The organism is Mesorhizobium sp. C395A (genome assembly GCF_030323205.1).
In the GTDB taxonomy this organism is placed as follows: domain Bacteria; phylum Pseudomonadota; class Alphaproteobacteria; order Rhizobiales; family Rhizobiaceae; genus Mesorhizobium.
The window spans coordinates 3425267-3443677 of record NZ_CP100473.1 but is presented as its reverse complement, the minus strand read 5'-3'; the positions used below and the strand labels follow the sequence as shown (position 1 = coordinate 3443677).

The window sequence follows — 18411 nt, the reverse complement described above, 5'->3', positions numbered from 1 at the left end:
TGTCAGCTCTTCACCGCCATCATCATCATCGAATGGAAGGCCTTGACGATCGCGGTGTTGAGCTCGAAGGAGCGGCGGACCTCGCCGGCCTTCATCAGTTCGTTCTCGACCACCACCGTGTTCTTCGAGGGCATGATGGCGCCGGTCGTCTCTTCTGGCTTGACCGTGAAGCCGGCATTGGTGGCGGCAGTGCCGAGGTGGCCTGCCTGGGTGGCGGTCAGCGACACTGCCGTGCGGTCGAGCACCTTCTCGAACGGCTCGACATCGCCGGCCGTGTAGCCGGGCGTGTTGACGTTGGCGATGTTGCCGGCAATGGCCGACTGGCGCACCGACAGCCATTGCGACTGTTTGGCGGCGAGATCGAAAAGATTGACGGGCTCCATGGGGATCTCCGGGCTGGTACGAACAAGACTAGGCTGCCAGTCTTGCGCGGACCTTGCGAGGGCCAGGCGTAAGCCGGTGTGCCGCTATTTGGAGAGTTCGATCACCTGGTCGGTGCTGGTGACCATGACCCACTTGCCGCGGCGTTGCTCGATCGACGAGACGACGCTGGAGTCGGGCAGCTTCGAGCCGCGCTGGACAATCCACAGGCCGGCATCGTCCTCGATCATGGCGCGGCCATTGGCGGCATGAACCATGCGAAATTTGGGATCCGCCGGGAAGGGCTGCTCGTCGACGCCGGGAGACTGGGTCTTGTCCTCGGGGTCCTGCAGCGTGCCGGTGGCGAACAGGTCGACATCGGGAACATCGTTTGCCGTCAGCGGCTGACCGCTGTTTTCCATCTGCGAACCGCCGCTGACCCGCCCTGCATTGGTGCCGCTGCCGCCGAACTTGATCGCCTGCACGCCGAACTGGTCCTGATTGAAGAAGATATACCAGGGAAACAGCGCGCAGATCAGGCCGAGCGTGATGCCGAGCGCGGCAAAGACGATATCGCTGCGGCGGTCGGATTTCTTGTCGAGCCTGGGATATTGCGGCCTTGGCGGCTGCGGCCATTCGGTGACCGGGAACAGCCCGTCAAGAAGCGAGTCACGACTGGTCTCGATCGCTTCTTTGGGGCCGGCGCGAGAGGTCCTTGGCAATGCAGGCTTGACGACGCTGGGCAAGGCAGGCTCGGCCAAGCGAGGCACAGTGGACTCGACTACGCTGGCTGCCCTGGGCAAGAATGGCCTGGCGGCCCTGGCCAGAATGGCCTCAGCCTTGGCGACCTTGTCGAGATCGGCCTTTGCCCTGACAGCTCTCGCTTCGTTGGCCCGGGCTTCCTCGGCGGCACTGGCCTCTGCGATCATCTCGCGCAAAAGCCGCTCGGTGTACTGAAGCTCAGTCTCCTGCATCGACACTTTGCTTGCCTTTCAGATGACGGGCGAGGTCGGAGAATGCGTCGCTCGAGGCGCGATCCCTGGGCGACTGCGTCAGCGCCTCGTAGATCAGCGGCACCTGGCGCACGGCAACATCGAGCTCGGCGTCGCCGCCCTGATAGGCACCGAGCAGGCGGATGTCGCGGGTGTCCTCGAAGCGCGAGATCATCGATTTCAGCCTGGTCACCAGCATGCGTTGCTCGGGGCTCCATGCCTTGTCGGCGAGGCGCGAGATCGACGACAGCGGATTGACCGGGGGGTAGCGGCCCTGTTCGGCAATGGCGCGGTCGAGCACGACATGGCCGTCGAGGATGCCGCGTACCGAATCGGCAACCGGGTCGTTGTGGTCGTCGCCGTCGACCAGCACCGAGATGATGGCAGTGATCGATCCCTGTCCTTTGATACCGGGGCCTTCAGCGCCAGGTCCGGCGCGTTCGAGCAGCTTCGGCAGATCGGTGAAAACCGAAGCGGGATAGCCGCGGGCGACCGGCGGCTCGCCGGTGCCGGTCGCCACCTCGCGTAGCGCATGGGCAAAGCGGGTAATCGAATCCAGCACCAGCAGCACGCGATGGCCCTGGTCGCGAAAATGTTCGGCAACGCGCATGGCGGTATCCGGCGCGCGCCGGCGCATCATGGCGCTCTCGTCGCTGGTGGCGACGACGGCGACCGTCTTGGCCATGCTCTCTGCGCCGATCGTGTCTTCGAGGAATTCGCGTACCTCGCGGCCGCGCTCGCCGATCAGCGCCACCACCACGGTGTCGAAGGCGTCGGCGCCGGCCAGCATAGCGAGCAGCGTCGACTTGCCGACGCCGGAACCGGCAAAGACGCCGAGGCGCTGGCCGAGGCAGAGCGGCGTGAAGATGTCGATCACCTTGACCCCGGTCGTGAAGGCGGTGCCGACGCGCTGCCGCGCCATGGCGCCGGGCGTTGTGCCGTCGCCGCTCGCAGCCTCGCCGATCCTGATCAGCGGCGGGCCGCCGTCGATGACGCGGGTCAGCGCGTCGATGGCGCGCCCGCGCCACGAAGCATGCGGCGTTACCGTCAGCGGGCCGCGGCGAAACACGGCGTCGCCGATGCCGGCGTCGGCGCTGCGTTCGAAAGGGGCGATGACGACTTCGTCGCGGCGGATCCTGACGATCTCGCCGCGGCGCGTGCCGGCATTGCCGCGCTGTTCGACGAGGTCGCCAAGCCTGGCGACTTCAGACAGGCCGCGCACCTTGTAATGCGTTGGCGAAACCTCCGAAACACGGCCGCCGCGCCGCAGCAACGTCTCGGTGTCATCGAAGCGGCGCCAGATCCGCTCCAGCGCAGCCAGCCGGTTTTCCGGTGCTGTCTCCGGTTGCCGTTCAAGCGCGCGTATCGATGATTTGCTGCTCGACATGCTGCTACGACTTGGAGCCGAGCGTCTTGATGGCGTCGTCGGTCGAGGCATCGGTCTGGCGCATCAGCGCCGCCGTGTTCTCGAAGGCGCGCTGGACCATGATCAGGCGCGTCATCTCCAGCACCGGATTGACGTTGGATTCCTCGACATAGCCCTGCGCGACGCCGAGATCGGAACGGTCGGTGACCGGCTCCGGCGCACGCGCGGGCACGATGCCAGAATTGCCGTAGCGGACGAAGTTCGGACCGGGGTCGAAATTGAACAGGCCGATGGCGCCGACAAGCTTGTCGCCTTGGCGCAGCGAGCCATCGGCGCCCGCCTTGGGCGGACCGTCGCGCGGGTCAAGCTGGATCGGCGCGCCGCCGGCATCCAGCACCGGATGGCCCTCGAGCGACATCAACTCGCCGTTCTCGTTCATCGAAAAACGTCCATCGCGCGTCATCACGGTGCCGGCCGGGGTGTCGATGCCGAACCAGGCATCGCCCTGGACGGCGAAGTCGAACGGGTTGCCGGTCTGCGTCATCGCGCCATGCGCGCCGGACAAATAGGTCTTGCCGGAGGAGGCGAAGGACACCGATTTGGGGCCGCTGCCGGAGACGACATCCTCGAACTTCACGCCGGTGGCGCGAAAGCCGATGGTCGAGGCGTTGGCGACATTATCGGCGATGGTGTCGAGACGGCGCTCAAGCGCGATCTGCGAGGAAAGGGCGACGTAAAGGCTGTCCTGCATGGTGTTCTCAGAATCTCAGTTTCTGCATGGCCATCATCAGATCGGTCGAGATGCCGACGGTGGTCGGCTGCGCAAACAGCACACCGATCGATGTCTGGGCGGTCGAGGTCGGATGATTGATTTCCCAAAGGCTGGTGAAGCGGGTGAGGAATTTCTCGAGCTTGGCCGGGTCGGTGAAATCGGTGAGGTCGAGCTTTGCCTCGAAGGCCTGCGCCTGCTTGTCGATATCTGCGGCAGCGAAGGAATCGGGCAGGCCGATGGCGGTGCGTACCACGCTGGCCAGGGCCGTGTCGGCCAGCACGTCGTACCAGTTGGTGATGGTCGAGGCCTTGCGCTCGAAATAGAGCGCCAACCGCACGCCCTCATTGGTCTTGCCGGCGTCTTCTTCCAGGGTCTGGCGCATGTATTTGTCGACCACCGGCTGCTGCGACGGGCTGCGGGTCGTTGCCGCTTCGCCGTAGGCCTCGAAATTCAACGAGGTGGCGAGCCTGGCATAGGCCTTGTTGGAGAGCTTGTTGGCGACACTGGCGGGATCGCGGACACCGCCCTCAAGGACATCACGGACGAGATCCTTGTTGGTGGTCGCCGGATCGAGCCCGCTTGCGGACAGAGCATAGTTATAAAGGCGGCTGTCGGCCATCAGGTCGTCGACCGATTTCACCTTGGTGATGTTGGCGAGGTAGTAGCTGGTCTCGGCCTGGACGGCGTCCGCATTCGGCTTGATGAGGCCAAGACTGGACTCGGTCGTGTAGAGCTTCGGCGTGGTCTTCAGCACCGCGTCGCGCGTGGTCGTCTGATCGCCATACTGGGCAAAATCAAAGGCGCTGACGAAGTTGGCGTAGCTCTTGTCGGTCAACAGGTTGGCGGGACTCAACGGATCGGTGACGCCGCCATTGACCATGGTGCGGATCTGCTTCGTCGTCTGGGTCGATGCATCAAGCCCATAGGCAGCCATGGCGAAGGTCAGCAGGCGCTTGTCCTTCAGCAGGTCTTCGATGGACTTCACCTTGGAGATGTTGGCTGCGTAGTAGTCGGCCTCGCCCTTGATGTATTGCGCGGTCGGCTTGACGAGCAACAGTCCGGTTCCGCCGATCACAGCCTTCGGCACCGCCTGCTGGACGGCGTCGCGCGCCGTAGCCTGGTCGCCATATTGGGCAAAGTCGAAAGCCGCGACGAAAGCCGCATAGCCCTTGTTTGTCGACGTGTTCGCGGGGCTGTTCGGGTCGGTGACGCCGCCTTCCAGCATGGCCCGCACGGTCGCAGCCGGCTCGGCGTCGGCGTCCAGGCCGAACGCGGCCATCGCATAGGTGAGCAGGCGATCGTTGCCCATCAGGTCGTCGATCGATTTTACGTTGGAGATGTTGCTCAGGTAGTACGAGGTTTCGCCCTTGTAGTAGGTGAAGCCGTTCTGCGAAGGGCCGACCGAGACCTGGAGGCCGTAATTGTTGGTCACGCCCTGCTGTGCCGAATTGTAGCTCGTGGCATTAGCGCCAAGTGCGGCGAAATTGAAGGCCGACACGAACTCGGCATAACGCTTGTCGCTCAGTTTGTTGGCGAAGCTGTCGGAATCCGACACCCCTTCCTTCAGCGCTTTGACCATGAAGGCCTTGGCGTAAGCCATGTCGCCGAGACCGAAGGCTTTCATGGCATATTTGAACAGCCGGTCGTTCTTGACGAAATCGTCGATCGATTTCACGCTGCCGATGTTGGCGAGATAGCAGTCGGTGTCGCGCTTGGTGATCGGCTCCGCCTCGATGCGGTCGATCGCCTTGGGGATGTCCCTGGCGATGAGCTGGTAGCTGGTAAAAGTGCTCAACACGACATGCCTCCGGTCGCAGCTTCAAAAGCAAGACTATGCGGACTTGCTTGCGCGAGGCTGAATCGCTTCACCTTGCATGATTCAAGCCTCACACAAGGCACGGGGGCTATCGGTTAGGCCTGACGTGATGCGGAAGGATCTGGCGTGGGCATTCTGATCGGACTTGTGGTGACGCTCGGCTGTGTTCTCGGCGGCTTCATGGCGATGGGCGGCCATCTGCATGTGCTGATGCAGCCTTGGGAAGCGGTGGTCATCTGTGGCGCCGCACTTGGAACCTTTCTCGTCGCCAACCCGATGAAGACGGTCAAGGACACCGGCAGGGGTATCCTCGAAGCGTTCAAGCAGGCGGTGCCGAAGGAGCGCGACTATCTGGAGACGCTGGGCGTGCTGCACAGCCTGATGCGCGAACTGCGCTCGAAGTCGCGCAGCGAGGTCGAGGCACATATCGACAATCCGGAGGAATCGGCGATCTTCCAGGCATTCCCGACCGTGCTGAAGAATCACGACCTGACGAATTTCATCTGCGACTACTGCCGCATCATCATCATCGGCAATGCCCGCTCGCATGAGATCGAGGCGCTGATGGACGAGGAAATCCAGACCATCAAGTCCGACAAGATGAAGGCTTACCATGCGCTGGTGGCGGTGGGCGATGGTCTGCCGGCGCTCGGCATCGTCGCCGCCGTGCTCGGCGTGGTCAAGGCGATGGGCGCGCTCGACCAGTCGCCCGAAATCCTCGGCGGCCTGATCGGCGCTGCCCTTGTCGGAACCTTCCTCGGCATCTTCCTGTCCTATGCGGTGGTCGGGCCGGTCGCCACCAAGATCAAGACGGTGCGCGAGAAGAAGAACCGCCTCTATATCATCGTCAAGCAGACGCTGCTTGCCTACATGAACGGCGCCCTGCCGCAGGTGGCCATCGAGTTCGGTCGCAAGACCATCTCGTCCTATGAGCGGCCGACGATCGATGCCGTCGAGCAAAGCACGATGAACACAGCTTCCGCCGAGAAGAAAGCGGCTTGAGCCATGCATGACGACAGACAGGACCGCACGCCGTCATGACAAGTCCTGGCAGCCCCTCGCAAGCCCGCTCGCTGATCATTGAGCGTCTGGTCGGTGACAGCGGTGAGGCCGCTCATGTCATCGGCACCGGGCGCTCGATGGGCGAGCGCGCCCTGCCGCTGCTGCAGAAGAGCCTGGCCGGCGAACTCGGCGCACCGGTCACCGTCGACCTGCGCGCGGTCGAGATCAGCCGTGTTCCCGATGCCCGCACGAATGCCGGCGATGCCTTTGCCATGGCCATCATAGCATCGCCGACGTCTTCGGATGCGATGACGCTGGTGGCTGATGCGCCGGCCATCGCCGTGATGGTGTGCGCGCTGTTCGGCGGCGATCCGGATCAGCCGGTTTCGCCGATCGAGCGCGCTCTGTCGCAGATCGAGACCGATGTCGCGACCACGGTCTTCCAGGAAGTTGCGCAGGCGTTGAACGGATCGGGCCGGCGCTCGCTCGAGCTGCGGCTGCCGGTGCCGCGGGCGCTTTCGGGCAGCGAAGCCAAGCGCCGCGTGCTGCGCGATGGCGCGGCGGTGCGCATCGTCTTCGGCATCTCGACGCCGACCGACAGCGGAACGGTCACGGTGATGATCCCGCAGCGCATCCTGCTGGCCACACGCGGTATCGCCGATGTCCACGACAGCGAAGGCACGACCTCCGACTGGCGGGCACGTTTTTCCGAAGAGGTGATGCGCTCGACGGTGATGCTCGAAGCGACCATGCCGTTGGAACGCCTGACGCTCGGCGACCTCGCCGGCTTCGAGCCGGGCCAGATCATCGAGTTCGAGGAAACCGCGCAGTCGCAGGCCAAGCTGAGCGCGCGCGACAAGACGCTGTTTGTCTGCGAATTCGGTAAACTCGGGCAGAACTACACCGTCCGGATCAGGCATCCTTACGATGCCGGTCAGGATTTTATCGATGGGCTCATGCCGGGCTGACGCCGGGCAAGCCCAAGCATTTGGAGACGACTGATGGCCAAGACCAAGGTGGAAGCCAATATCGACCAGCCGGACGAACAGCTCGACCGCGCCATCGAGGAATTGCGCGGTGTCCTCCAGGAGGAGGAAAAGCGCCCCGACGCCGCCTTGCGGGCTGCCACGTCCGGCGCCAATTCGAACATCATCATGAGCATTCCGGTCGATGTGCAGATCATCCTCGGCAGTACGGAAATGCCGGTGTCGGACCTGATGGCGCTGCAGAAGGGCTCGACGGTGGCGCTCAACCGGCGCATCGGCGAACCGGTCGATGTCGTGGTCAACGGCCGCAAGATCGCGCGCGGCGAGATCACCGTGCTGGAAAGCGATCCGTCGCGCTTCGGCATCAGGCTGACCGAAATTATCGCTGCCGCCAAGAGCGCCTGAGGATTAGACGACATGCGGTCTCAGCAGCGATCGGAGCTTATGCCATGACGACGCCGGTGACGCTCACGCGCCCGCAAAAGGCCGCCGCCATCCTGGTGGCGATGGGCAAGCCTTCGGCCAGCCGGCTGCTGAAATTCTTCAAACAGGAAGAACTGAAGGCGCTGATCGAAGGGGCGCGGCTGCTGCGCACCATTCCGCAAAGCGACCTCGAACGCATCGTCGCCGAATTCGAGGCCGAGTTCACCGAAGGCGCGGGCCTGCTCGATTCCGCCGACCGGATGGACACGATCCTCAATGAATCGCTGTCGCCCGAAGAGATGAGCGCCATCATGGGCGACAAGCGCTTCGAGGTTGCGCCGGAAGGACCACCGCCGATCTGGCCGGAGCTGGAAAAGCTCGAGCCGACGCGTCTGGGCACGTTCCTTGCCGCCGAGCATCCCCAGACCGCGGCCATGGTGCTGTCGAAGCTTGCGCCGCAGGCCGCCGCCAACATTTTGCTGACCATGGAAAAGCCGATGCGCAGCCAGATCATCAAGCGCATGGTGACGATGGCGACCATTCCGGACGCGGCGACCAGGATCATCGAGAACCAGCTGCGCGCCAGCGTGCTGGCGCAGACTGCGACCAAGGACATCTCGGCGGGACAGGCGCGCGTCGCCAGTATGCTCAACGAGATGGACAAGCCTCAGTTGGAAGAGGTCATGCAGGATCTGGAAGAGGCCGGCACGCCGGACCTCGGCGGTGTCCGCTCCAGGTTGTTTGCCTTCGACGATCTGCCGCTTTTGACGCAGAAGGCGAGGGTACTTCTGTTCGACGGGCTGTCGACCGAACTGATCACGCTGGCGCTGCGCGGTGCGGCGCCCGCATTGACGGAGTCGGTGCTGTCGGCGATCGGCGCCCGGTCGCGGCGCATGATCGAGTCCGAGCTCGGCCAAGGCTCGGAAGGTATCCAGCTTGCCGACATCATGACGGCGCGCAAGACCGTTGCCGTGGCTACAATCCGGCTGTCGCGAGAGGGGGCATTTGAACTCCCTTCATCGCAGCAGAGCGAAGCGGCCTGACGCTGAGCAACAGACCCCACAATGGCTGAAGCGGCGGACAAAGACTCCAAAACCGAAGACGCGACCGAAAAGAAGATCCGCGACACCATCGAACAGGGCAAGCTGCCCCATTCCAGGGAGGCCGCACTTCTGGCGTCCTTCATCGCTATACTGGTGTTCACCGTCTTCTACGCCAAGGACGCGGTCGTCAATCTCGGCATGTTCCTGTCGATGTTCCTGGAGAAGCCCGAGGCGTGGCCGATGGACACCGAGACCGACGTCATCGCGCTCTACAAGACCGTGATGATGGAGATCGGCCATGCCGTTGTCAGCCTGCTGGCGCTGCTGGTGGTGGCCGGCATCGGCGCCTCGGTGCTGCAGAACATGCCGCAAGTCGTCGGCGAGCGGATCCGGCCGCAACTGTCGCGCATCTCGATAGCCAAAGGCTGGACCAGGATGTTCGGCATTCAGGGCTGGGTCGAGTTCCTGAAGTCGCTGGGCAAGCTCGGCTTCGCCAGCATCGTGCTCTACTTCACGCTATCGCAGGACTACCGCCAGCTCCTGGCCGGCATGATCACCAACCCCGTCGCTTTCGGCCTCGTCATCAAAAGCATCACCGTCGACATATTGGTGGCGATCGTCTTCGTCATGGGGCTGATCGCGGCGGTCGACGTCGTCTGGTCGCGCTTCCACTGGAAGCAGGATCTGCGGATGACCAAGCAGGAGGTCAAGGACGAGTTCAAGCAGTCCGAGGGCGACCCGATCATCAAGTCGCGGCTGCGCTCGCTGGCGCGCGACCGGGCGCGCAAGCGGATGATGACGGCCGTGCCGCGCGCGACGCTGATCATCGCCAATCCGACGCACTTTTCCATCGCGCTCAGATATGTCCGCGACGAGGATTCAGCACCCCTGGTGCTGGCCAAGGGCCAGGACTTGGTGGCGCTCAAGATTCGCGAGATTGCCAAGGAGCACAACATCCCGATCTTCGAGGACGTGGCGCTTGCCCGCTCCATGTACAAGCAAGTTTCGGTTGATAGCGTGATCCCGTCGCAATTCTACCAGGCCGTCGCCGAACTGGTGCGGATCGTCTACTCCAAAAAAAAAGGCTGAGCGGAGACAAATTTCATGAACCGCCAACCGCACGCAAAATCCCGCGAACTCATTGTCGCCAAGGCCATCGAGCAGGTGGTCGACGAGTTGCGGCTGATCGACGTCGCCGACTACATCGCCTTCATCCGGCTCGAGCATTTCGCTTGCCTGTCGGATCTGGTGGATTCGGCTGTGGAGCTTTTTTTCCTGCCGGGCACGCTCAGGCTCGGCCATGGCGGAGAGGCACATGTCGACTGGAGCGGCAGCCCGCGCATCGTGCTCGATCTCGAGCTTCGGCCGCCGGGCGTCACCGTCTATTTCCAGCTGACGCTGAGCGAGGAGAGGTCTTCGGTCGCGGTCAACTATGTGTCGTTCGAGAAGCCCGGCGAAGACCCCGAGCACAACACCGCCTTGCTGGAGACGGTCATCGAAGAGGCGCGCATTCGCCGGACCGAGCCGCTCGCCTATCGCTGATCTTTTGTCTTATCCCAATCGCCGGACGCGGCTTTGATCACTCGATCAGACCCAGGCGCAGCGCCTTGGCCACCGCCTGGTTGCGGTTGACGGCGTTGAGCTTCTGCGTCGACTGGGTGAGATACTGGTTGGCGGTGTGGACCGACAGCTTCAGCAGCCTGGCGATCTCTTCGCTGGTGTTGCCGTTGGCGGTCAGCTTCAGGCACTCCAGTTCACGCTTGGAGATCGACCGCATCCGGCCGGCATCGTTCGGACGAATGCGGGCGACGGCGGCGAACAGCGAAAAACAGCGGGCGTGGATTTCGTAGAGCGTGTCCTCCGGCAGAGCGATCGTCGAGCCGAGGAACACCACCAGCCCGCAATGGCCGCGATCGGCATGGACGGGAAAGGCAATGCCGTTGGTGCCCGGCGCCAGCGGCGCCGTCCGCTCCGCCCAGGCGAGGTTCTTGAAGACGGCGTCCGAGCCGGCGATGCCGTCATCGGCCCACCAGCGCGGCGCTGTCGAGGCGCCGCTGTGGCGAACCATCTCCTCGCCATTGGCGCCGGCGATGAATTTGGTCGCAACAGCAGTGGCTGGATAGTCGGAATCGAAGCTCGGCACCAGGCGCGCCCGTTCCGGGGAGGGGCTGACGAAATAGAGGCCAAACGCCGACGCGTTGATGTCGACGGCGATCCAGCGGCAGCGGCGCACCGCGTCCGGGATGGTAACGGCATGGTGCGTCTCGGAACCGATGGAGAAGGCGCCGAACGGATTGCGCTGCTCGTTGAAAAGGGCTTCGGCCGCCGCCTTGATGTCAGCGTGTTTCAAATGATGCCGCTCCTGATCGCCGTGGCGATGGCCATCGCGCGGTTCGAGGCCGCGAATTTCTGGATGGCGTGGGTGATGTAGCTGTTGACGGTGTTGGACGAGACCCCGAGGATCACCGCGACCTCATCGGTGGTCTTGCCTTCAGACACCCAGAACAGGCATTCGCGCTCACGGTCGGACAGCGGGTCCTGCATGGCGGCGGCGGCGATCAATTGCGGGATGGCGGACAGCGCGTAACAGCACTTCAACTGAGCCTTCATCAGCGCCGGCTGGTCGATACTGCCGGCCTCGGCCGCCGAGAAAAGCGCAAACAGCCGCTGGCGACCGACATTGAGCCGCAGTGAATAGACTTCGGCATGGCCAAGCACGTCGAGCAGGCGCGCCTCTTCGCCGGTGAGCAGTCCGCCGGCGTCGGGCGCCGCGGCGGCGACCAGCGGCCTCGGGCGGATGCCAGGTGCAACGGTCAGCGGTCCCTGGGCAAGGCCGGCGATCAGCCGCTTGCCGATCAGTTCAATGGCGTCGAAGATCCAGTTGGATGAGACGATGCGGGCGTCGTTGCGATCCTGGTCGTGGACGATGGCGACGAGCATGTAGCTGTCGGCGCCGATCTCGGCGGCAAGCTGCATGAAAAAGGAGGTGAGATCGCCGCGCGATTCAAGGCGCGAGCCTAACGTATCGGATTGGAGAAGCGCGGCGGAACTGCTCATTGGATGCTTTGGTTGTATGTCATGGCCGGAGTCTTTTCTTGAGCCCGGACGCTGGGGTTGGCAGCGGCCGAACTTGAAGACGCATCACGTTTACGAAGCACTCACACGGCGCGGCGGTCGCGCTGATCGCCGAATCCATTCAGGGAACGCGAAGCCGTCCGCGTCTGGTGCCGGTCATTGGCCGGAACTTGAGACTTTGGGTGGTTGCCGCGCCCCCCAAGGACCGGCTGATTCGGGTCTAATCTACCCGCAGATGAATCCGACATCAAACGCGATTTGACAAAATCAATATTATTGGACTCAAGCGACTCAGGGGCGGCTTTCGCGGCCTTTTCCGCCGCAAAAGGCCTGAAACGCCGACACGAAAAAGCCAGAGGGTGTTGCGATACTGCCGTATCGAGGGCCGATCGATTCCGATAGGGTCTCGGCAGCCGGGAGGGGTGGGCATCCCTTCGGTCATACGGCGGATTTGGCGGCGCTTGCTCGCGGCCATCAGCATCGGGGGTCATGATGAAGCAGGTTTTCCTGGCGTTCACGGTGGTGCTTGCGGTTCTTGCCGGCATGGCAGCGCCCGCCAAGGCTGAGCCGACCGTTACCTATGCGCTCGACAACGGGCTGCAGGTGGTGCTGGTGCCCGACCATCGCGTGCCGAAGGTGGTGATGAACCTGCGCTACCGCGTCGGGTCGATGAATGAACCCGCGGGACGCTCGGGCTTTGCGCATCTGTTCGAACATCTGATGTTTTCCGGCACGCCGGCCTGGCCGAACGTGTTCGGCGCGCACGCCGCACTCGGCAACGAGATCAATGCCTGGACCACCGAGGACGGCACGGTTTATTATGTCGACGGGCTGTCGTCGTCACTGCCGATGATCTTGTCGCTTGAGGCAGACCGCATGGCCAATCTCGGCCGCTCGGTGACTCAGGCCAAGCTCGATCTGCAGCGCTCGGTGGTCAAGAACGAGATGCGCCAGAACGTGCTCGACAAGGCCGGCGCATCCGGCTGGGAAGCTTTCTGGTCCGGCTTGTTCCCGAAGCCGCATCCCTATAGCCGCATGGTCATCGGCTCGGTCGCCGATCTCGATGCGGCGACGCTCGACGATGTCAGGGGTTTCTTCAACAGCTACTATCTGCCCAACAATGCGGTGCTGGTGCTGGTCGGTGACTTGGAGATCGACGACACCAAGGCGCTGATTGCCGACACGTTCGGCCGCGTGGCGCGCGGCGCCGATGTGGCGCGGCCCGCGGTGCCGGCACCGACGCAGGCCCGGCTCAAGCTGGTGCTCGAGGATCGTGTGCCAAGCCCCATCGTCGTGGTCGGCTTCAGTGGCCCGGTGGCGCAGTCGCCCGACAATGGTGCGCTCAGCATTGCCGCCGAACTGCTCGGCAACGGCGAATATGGGTTTTTGCGCAACCGGCTGGTTTCGCAGTTGGGCATTGCCACCTATGCCAGCGCGAGCTGGACCGGCGGTCTGCTCGGTGGCCGCTTTACGTTCGAGGCGGGTGCCGCCGAAGGTGTGGCGCCGGAAGCGCTGGAAAGCGCGATGAAAACGGCGTTTGCGGATTTCCTGAAGACCCCGCTCGATCCGGTCGATGTCGAGCGTGCGCGCACGGGCATCTTGCAGGCAGCGCGGCTCGGCAGCGAAGCACTGAAGGATCGCGCCGGCGTCGTCTCCTACAATGCCGACGTGCTCGGCGATGCGCAGAGCGCGCTGGTCGACGACCCGCGGGTGAAGGACGCCAGCGTGGCGGATGTCGAGGCAACGATGAAGCGGCTGTTGAAACCGGAAGACGCCAGCATACTGGTGCTGAAGCCCGGCCCGCGCGGCGGCTATCCCGATGCACTGATCGGCTCGTCCGGCACACCGCAGCCGTTCACCGCGCCGGAGCGAGCGGCGATCGACATTCCGAAGCATGCGGCCGAGCAAGCGCCTTCGGCAACACTGCCCGCCATGGAAACGGCGACGCTCTCGAATGGCATCAAACTCGTCCACTACACAATGCCGGAAGCGCCGATGGTGTATGTCGCGGCCAGTGCCGCCGGCGGCTGGAACAGCGTGCCGGAAGGCAAGGAGGGATTGCTGGAGCTTGCAGCAAGCATGGCGACACGCGGGGCCGCCGATCGCGGCTCGGCTGATTTCGCCAAGGCGGCCAGCGACATCGGCGCCGGCGTCGGCCACCAGGCCGGAACGCTGACCACGATGATGACGCTTGGCGTGCCGCCGGAAAAGCTCGACCAGGGTATTGGCCTGCTCGCCGACGCGGTGCTGAAGCCTCGTTTCGACAAGACCGAATGGACGGTGCTGATGGCGCAGACAGTCGACTGGCTAAACGGCCGCGAGGCGGATCTGCCCGGCGTTGCCGGCCGCATGGCAAAGGCGACGCTGATCCCGCAGGTGCCGGGCAAGGCAGCGGTGGACTGGTCGGCAAAGGCGCTGGCCTCGATCTCGCTCGACGAGGCGAGGGACGCATTCAAGGCGGAGTTCACGCCGAAGGCGGTGACCTTCTACAGCGTCGGCCCGATGCCGGTCGCGACCGTCGCCGCCAGCCTTGAAAAAGCATTCGGCGCGTGGACAAGCGACACCGCCGGCTATGCCGTCGAGCCGTCGCCGGCGGCGCATTTCAACGGGGGACAGAAAGTGCTGCTGGTGCCCGAACCCGGCGCCAGCCAGTCGGCGCTGTTCGTGGCGCGGCCGGCGCCCGGCACCGACGAGAGCGAGCGCGCTGAATCGACCGCGGTCTCCAACCTGCTTGGCGCCGATTTCTCCAGCCGGCTGAATTCGGTGATCCGCGAGGAGAAGGGCTACTCCTATGGCGTGTCGAGCTATCTGATGAGCCCGATGAAGGCCGGCTCGGGATTGGTCGTGGCAACCACCGTCGAGCGCGCCAACACCGGGCCGGCGATTACCGAAATCCTGAAAGGATTTGCCGGCCTGACCACCTTGCCGGTGGCGCAGGACGAAGTCGACCGCACGGTGACTGTCTATCGCCGGGCGCTGGCTGGATCGGCCGAGACGTCGGCTGGTCTGTTCTCCTCGCTGATTGGCGCGGTCGGCAGCGGATCGACGCTGGAGGACCAGCAAACCCGCATGGCGGCGCGCACAAAGCTGACGCTCGATGCGGTTCAGAAACAGGCGCTGGCCCTGGCGTCGCTCGATCCGTCGCTGATCGTGGTGGCGGGCGACCCCGATGTGGTGATGCCGCAGCTTGCCGCGATCGGCCTCAAGGACGTCGAGATCGTCAAGCGTGACGAGGCTGGTGAAGAGACGGCGATGCGGGCGCTCGATCTTCTCGGGGGCAATCGCCAGGCGCCGCTGTCTGCCTCGCCGTGGCGGGTTGGGATGGCGGCACGACGCGCGCGGTGCACGCCTGCGCCGGCGAAAGGGATTGCGGCGCGCAGATCCACGCCGATTGACGGGCTAAACGCGCAGCCGCCGGCGGCGTTGTAATTTTGGGATAACTTTGTTTCGGGGGAAACGATGAGCGATTCATTTCGGGAAGTAACGTCCGTCTCGTGGTTCGGGCGGATCAAGCGCGCGGTCGGCGGGGTCATCTTCGGCCTTATCCTGATCGTGCTGATGGTGATCGGGCTGTTCTGGAACGAAGGCCGCGCCGTGCAGACGGCGCGCTCGCTGGCCGAAGGTTCTGGAGCGGTGGTTTCGGTCGGCGCCGACAGCGTCGATACCGCCAATGACGGCAAGCTGGTTCATGTCAGCGGACTGGTGACGGCGGACAGCGGCCTGGCGGATCCGGATTTCGGCATCGCCACGCAAGGGCTGCGGCTGTCGCGCAGTGTCGAGATGTATCAGTGGAAGGAAGAGTCCAAGTCGGAGACGACCAAGAAGCTCGGCGGTGGCGAAGAGACGGTGACCACCTACAGCTATTCCAAGGTGTGGGACGACAGCCAGATCGACTCGTCGGACTTCAAGAAGCCGGACGGCCACCAGAATCCGCCGATGGAAATCCACGGCCGGACCTTCCAGATTCCTGAGGGCAAGCTTGTCGCCTTCGATCTCGATACGCCGGTGCTGGACCGTATCGAGGGTGACAAGGACTATTCGCTCTCAGCCGACCAGTCGGCGGCGATAAAGGCTGCCTATACCGGAACGAAACCGCTCAGCATCGTCGATGGCAAGATTTTTCTCGGCAATGACAATACGACGCCCGCTTTGGGTGACTATCGCATCGGCTACGAACTGGCGCCGCTGGGCGTGATCAGTATCATCGCGCGCCAGGCCGGCAGCCGCTTCGAGCCCTACCAGACGCAAGCCGGCGATGCGCTGCTGATGGTCGATACCGGCAACGTCCCGGCCGAAAAGATGTTCGCCGACGCGGTCAGCGCCAACACGCTGATCACCTGGCTGCTGCGCGGCGCCGGCTTGCTGTTGCTGACTATAGGCTTTGCGCTGTTCCTCAGCCCGATCGGGGTGATCCTCGACGTCATACCCTTCCTCGGCAGCATGGCGCGGATGGGCACCGGCATCATCGCCTTCGTTCTGGCGATCCTGGTCGGCACGGTGACGATCGCGATTGCCTGGTTCTGGTACCGGCCGTTGCTGGCGCTCGCCATCCTGGCGGCAGGCGTGATTGCGGCGGTGATTGTCTACCGCATCGGCCGGTCGCGAAGGCCAGCCGTTCCGGTGGTTGCACCCAACCCGGCTGCGGCCGCCTAGATGGTCGGGGCGGCCGGAGCCGCCCCATATCTCCTTGGCGCAATTCCGGCCGGAAAACCGCCTCACACTTATCCTGGAATTGCTTTCCTACTTGTCCTCGAAGCCGGTCAGCACGCCGACGGCGTTGATGCCGATCTCCTCGACGGCATAGCCACCTTCCATCACGAACAGCGTCGGCAGGCCGAGCTTTGCGATGCGCCGGCCGATCTTCGGATAGTCCGGGCTTTTCAGCTTGAACTGGCTGATCGGATCCTTCTCGAAGGTGTCGACGCCGAGCGAGACGATGACGATATCGGGGGCGTAGGTGGCGAGCTTGACGCAGGCATCCTCCAGCGAGGCGTTCCAGGCGTCCCAATTGGTGCCGAAGGGCATGGGATAATTGACGTTGAAACCTTCGCCGGCGCCGGCGCCGCGTTCATCGGCATGGCCGAGGAAGAACGGATACTCCACCATGGGATCGCCATGCAGGTTGAGAACCTGCACGTCGGCCCGTTCATAGAAGATCTCCTGCGTGCCATTGCCGTGGTGATAGTCGACGTCAAGGATCGAGACGCGTTTTGCGCCCTGATCGAGGAACCATTGCGCGGCGACCGCAGCATTGTTGATGTAGCAGTAGCCGCCCATGAACCCGGCACCGGCGTGATGGCCGGGCGGGCGGCAAAGCGCGAAGACCGACCGCTCACCACCCTTGACCAAGGCCGCCGCCGTCAGCGCCACGTCATAGGACGATTTGATCGCGGTCCATGTGCCTTCGACGAAGGTGGCGCCGGCGTCGAAGGAATAGTAGCCGAGCAAGGCGTCGACGCGCTTGGGTGGCACGTCGCCGCGCAGGCCGCGCGTCGGCCAGGTGAAGGGCATCGCCGTGCCATCGAGGCCGGCGGCCTTCCACGCCGGCCAGACGGTTGGCAGGAAGTCGATATAGTCGGCCTTGTGGATGCGCTTGGCGGCTGTGAGATCGTGCTCGACCGGTCCGATGATCGGCCCCAGCTTCTCGCTCTCGACCCGCGCCTTGATGAACTCGGCCCGCGACGGCTTTTCGAAACCCGGCACGATTGCCGACGTGACCAGTTCCATCTGGCCGGCATGGCCGGCATGAAGCGGCGAATAGACAGTCTTCATGAATTTCCTCTCGAAATAGCGAAATCAGTCAAGGTTGAGATAGGGGGTGACCAGAGCGAGCCACATTCTTTCCACATCGTCCTCGATGAGGTCGTATGTCTTGCGATCCCGCTTCAACCCCACAAGCCGGCAGGCGTGCCCGACATCCATCATCAGCACGCCGAGTCGGCTGGCGATCTTGTCTTCAAGGGCCGGGTTCACATGCTGCAGCCACGCGGCGTAAAGCGCGATGATCTGCTCGTCATATTCGTCCTGGATCGGCCTGAGGTCGGCATTGCCGGATATCGCCTCGATCACCGGCATCAGGGTGGCGTTTTCGAGATATATTCTGGAGGTATCGATGAAGAGCTTGCGCACCTCCTGCCGAAACTCGTCGCGGTTGGTGGGTGGGGTGACCTCGATGCGCCTGGCGATCACCTCGGGAAACGACGACAGCCAGCGCCGGGCGAGGTCGAGGAGAATGGCTTCCTTGTTGGGAAAGTACTGGTAGACCGAACCGACCGACAGGCCCGCGCGCCGGGCAATGGCGAGCGTCGTCGGCGTCTTGGTTCCCTGCTCCCGCGTCAGGATCAAAGCCGCGTCGAGTATCCGGTCGACCACCTTGCTCGACCGTTCCTGCCGCGGCTGCTTGCGCGGTTCGAGCGCCATCCTGGTTTCGCGGCTGAGACTGCGCTTCACGGATTGATGCCTTCGTTCCCTGCCGGTTTCAACACAGGTCCCGGTCTCAACATTGGCGTGGTGTGTTGTCCACAATACATTCGAAATTCGGCACGTTGACAAACGCGAATAATTAGTCGCATTCTT

The 18411-nt window shown here is 63.7% G+C and carries 17 protein-coding genes; 8 read left to right on the top strand and 9 right to left on the bottom strand.

Going from position 1 to position 18411, the window contains the following annotated elements; genetic code table 11:
* Positions 1–2: 2 nt before the first annotated feature.
* The 5 genes from flgB to NLY37_RS16810 form a co-directional block, all read right to left on the bottom strand.
* Positions 3–383 (bottom strand): flagellar basal body rod protein FlgB, encoded by a 381-nt coding sequence (gene flgB / locus NLY37_RS16830; protein WP_023683310.1) that lies wholly within the window; start codon positions 381–383, stop codon positions 3–5.
* Positions 384–467: 84 nt separating this feature from the next.
* Positions 468–1334: a hypothetical protein gene (locus NLY37_RS16825; protein ID WP_031245955.1), complete on the bottom strand. Its 867-nt coding sequence runs from the start codon at positions 1332–1334 to the stop codon at positions 468–470.
* Complete coding sequence (gene fliI, locus NLY37_RS16820) at positions 1321–2739, bottom strand: flagellar protein export ATPase FliI (RefSeq protein WP_023740993.1); 1419 nt, start codon at positions 2737–2739, stop codon at positions 1321–1323. Before fliI ends, NLY37_RS16825 begins: the two co-directional genes overlap by 14 nt.
* A gap of 4 nt (positions 2740–2743) precedes the next feature.
* Entirely contained in the window at positions 2744–3469 is a 726-nt protein-coding gene (flgF, locus tag NLY37_RS16815; protein ID WP_023671749.1) for a flagellar basal-body rod protein FlgF, read from the bottom strand.
* Between the two features lie 7 nt (positions 3470–3476).
* Positions 3477–5288, bottom strand: coding sequence for a DUF1217 domain-containing protein (locus tag NLY37_RS16810; protein WP_023740994.1), 1812 nt, complete (start codon positions 5286–5288; stop codon positions 3477–3479).
* 144 nt (positions 5289–5432) lie between these two features.
* Between NLY37_RS16810 and motA the strand changes: the two genes are divergently transcribed.
* The 6 genes from motA to NLY37_RS16780 are packed head-to-tail and all read left to right on the top strand — an operon-like array spanning position 5433 to position 10302.
* On the top strand, positions 5433–6308 hold the full coding sequence (gene motA / locus NLY37_RS16805) for a flagellar motor stator protein MotA (protein WP_023671751.1): 876 nt from the start codon (positions 5433–5435) through the stop codon (positions 6306–6308).
* Between the two features lie 35 nt (positions 6309–6343).
* Entirely contained in the window at positions 6344–7276 is a 933-nt protein-coding gene (locus NLY37_RS16800) for a FliM/FliN family flagellar motor switch protein (protein ID WP_023740995.1), read from the top strand.
* A 33-nt stretch (positions 7277–7309) separates the two neighbouring features.
* The gene (gene fliN, locus NLY37_RS16795) at positions 7310–7699 is read left to right on the top strand and encodes a flagellar motor switch protein FliN (RefSeq protein WP_023671753.1); all 390 of its coding nucleotides are present in this window, start codon (positions 7310–7312) and stop codon (positions 7697–7699) included.
* A gap of 44 nt (positions 7700–7743) precedes the next feature.
* The gene (locus tag NLY37_RS16790) at positions 7744–8760 is read left to right on the top strand and encodes a flagellar motor switch protein FliG (RefSeq protein WP_023740996.1); all 1017 of its coding nucleotides are present in this window, start codon (positions 7744–7746) and stop codon (positions 8758–8760) included.
* 21 nt (positions 8761–8781) lie between these two features.
* Positions 8782–9849, top strand: a complete 1068-nt coding sequence (gene flhB, locus NLY37_RS16785) for a flagellar biosynthesis protein FlhB (RefSeq protein ID WP_031245956.1) — start codon at positions 8782–8784, stop codon at positions 9847–9849.
* A gap of 15 nt (positions 9850–9864) precedes the next feature.
* On the top strand, positions 9865–10302 hold the full coding sequence (locus NLY37_RS16780; protein WP_023671756.1) for a BspJ family T4SS effector nucleomodulin: 438 nt from the start codon (positions 9865–9867) through the stop codon (positions 10300–10302).
* Positions 10303–10339: 37 nt separating this feature from the next.
* Here NLY37_RS16780 and NLY37_RS16775 read toward each other — a convergent pair whose 3' ends face one another.
* Positions 10340–11110 (bottom strand): helix-turn-helix transcriptional regulator, encoded by a 771-nt coding sequence (locus NLY37_RS16775; RefSeq protein ID WP_023740997.1) that lies wholly within the window; start codon positions 11108–11110, stop codon positions 10340–10342.
* Positions 11107–11817: a helix-turn-helix transcriptional regulator gene (locus tag NLY37_RS16770; protein ID WP_023671758.1), complete on the bottom strand. Its 711-nt coding sequence runs from the start codon at positions 11815–11817 to the stop codon at positions 11107–11109. Before NLY37_RS16770 ends, NLY37_RS16775 begins: the two co-directional genes overlap by 4 nt.
* Before the next feature lie 507 nt (positions 11818–12324).
* Here NLY37_RS16770 and NLY37_RS16765 point away from each other — a divergent pair.
* Together NLY37_RS16765 and NLY37_RS16760 are read left to right on the top strand one after the other, a co-directional pair.
* Positions 12325–15264, top strand: coding sequence for a M16 family metallopeptidase (locus NLY37_RS16765; RefSeq protein WP_286440095.1), 2940 nt, complete (start codon positions 12325–12327; stop codon positions 15262–15264).
* A 30-nt stretch (positions 15265–15294) separates the two neighbouring features.
* A complete protein-coding gene (locus NLY37_RS16760) occupies positions 15295–16488 on the top strand; it encodes a TMEM43 family protein (protein ID WP_023741000.1) in 1194 nt (397 codons plus the stop codon).
* A gap of 87 nt (positions 16489–16575) precedes the next feature.
* Here NLY37_RS16760 and NLY37_RS16755 read toward each other — a convergent pair whose 3' ends face one another.
* Complete coding sequence (locus NLY37_RS16755; RefSeq protein WP_023741001.1) at positions 16576–17607, bottom strand: histone deacetylase family protein; 1032 nt, start codon at positions 17605–17607, stop codon at positions 16576–16578.
* Between the two features lie 24 nt (positions 17608–17631).
* Positions 17632–18285, bottom strand: coding sequence for a TetR/AcrR family transcriptional regulator (locus tag NLY37_RS16750; RefSeq protein ID WP_023686329.1), 654 nt, complete (start codon positions 18283–18285; stop codon positions 17632–17634).
* Between the last annotated feature and the right edge of the window lie 126 nt (positions 18286–18411).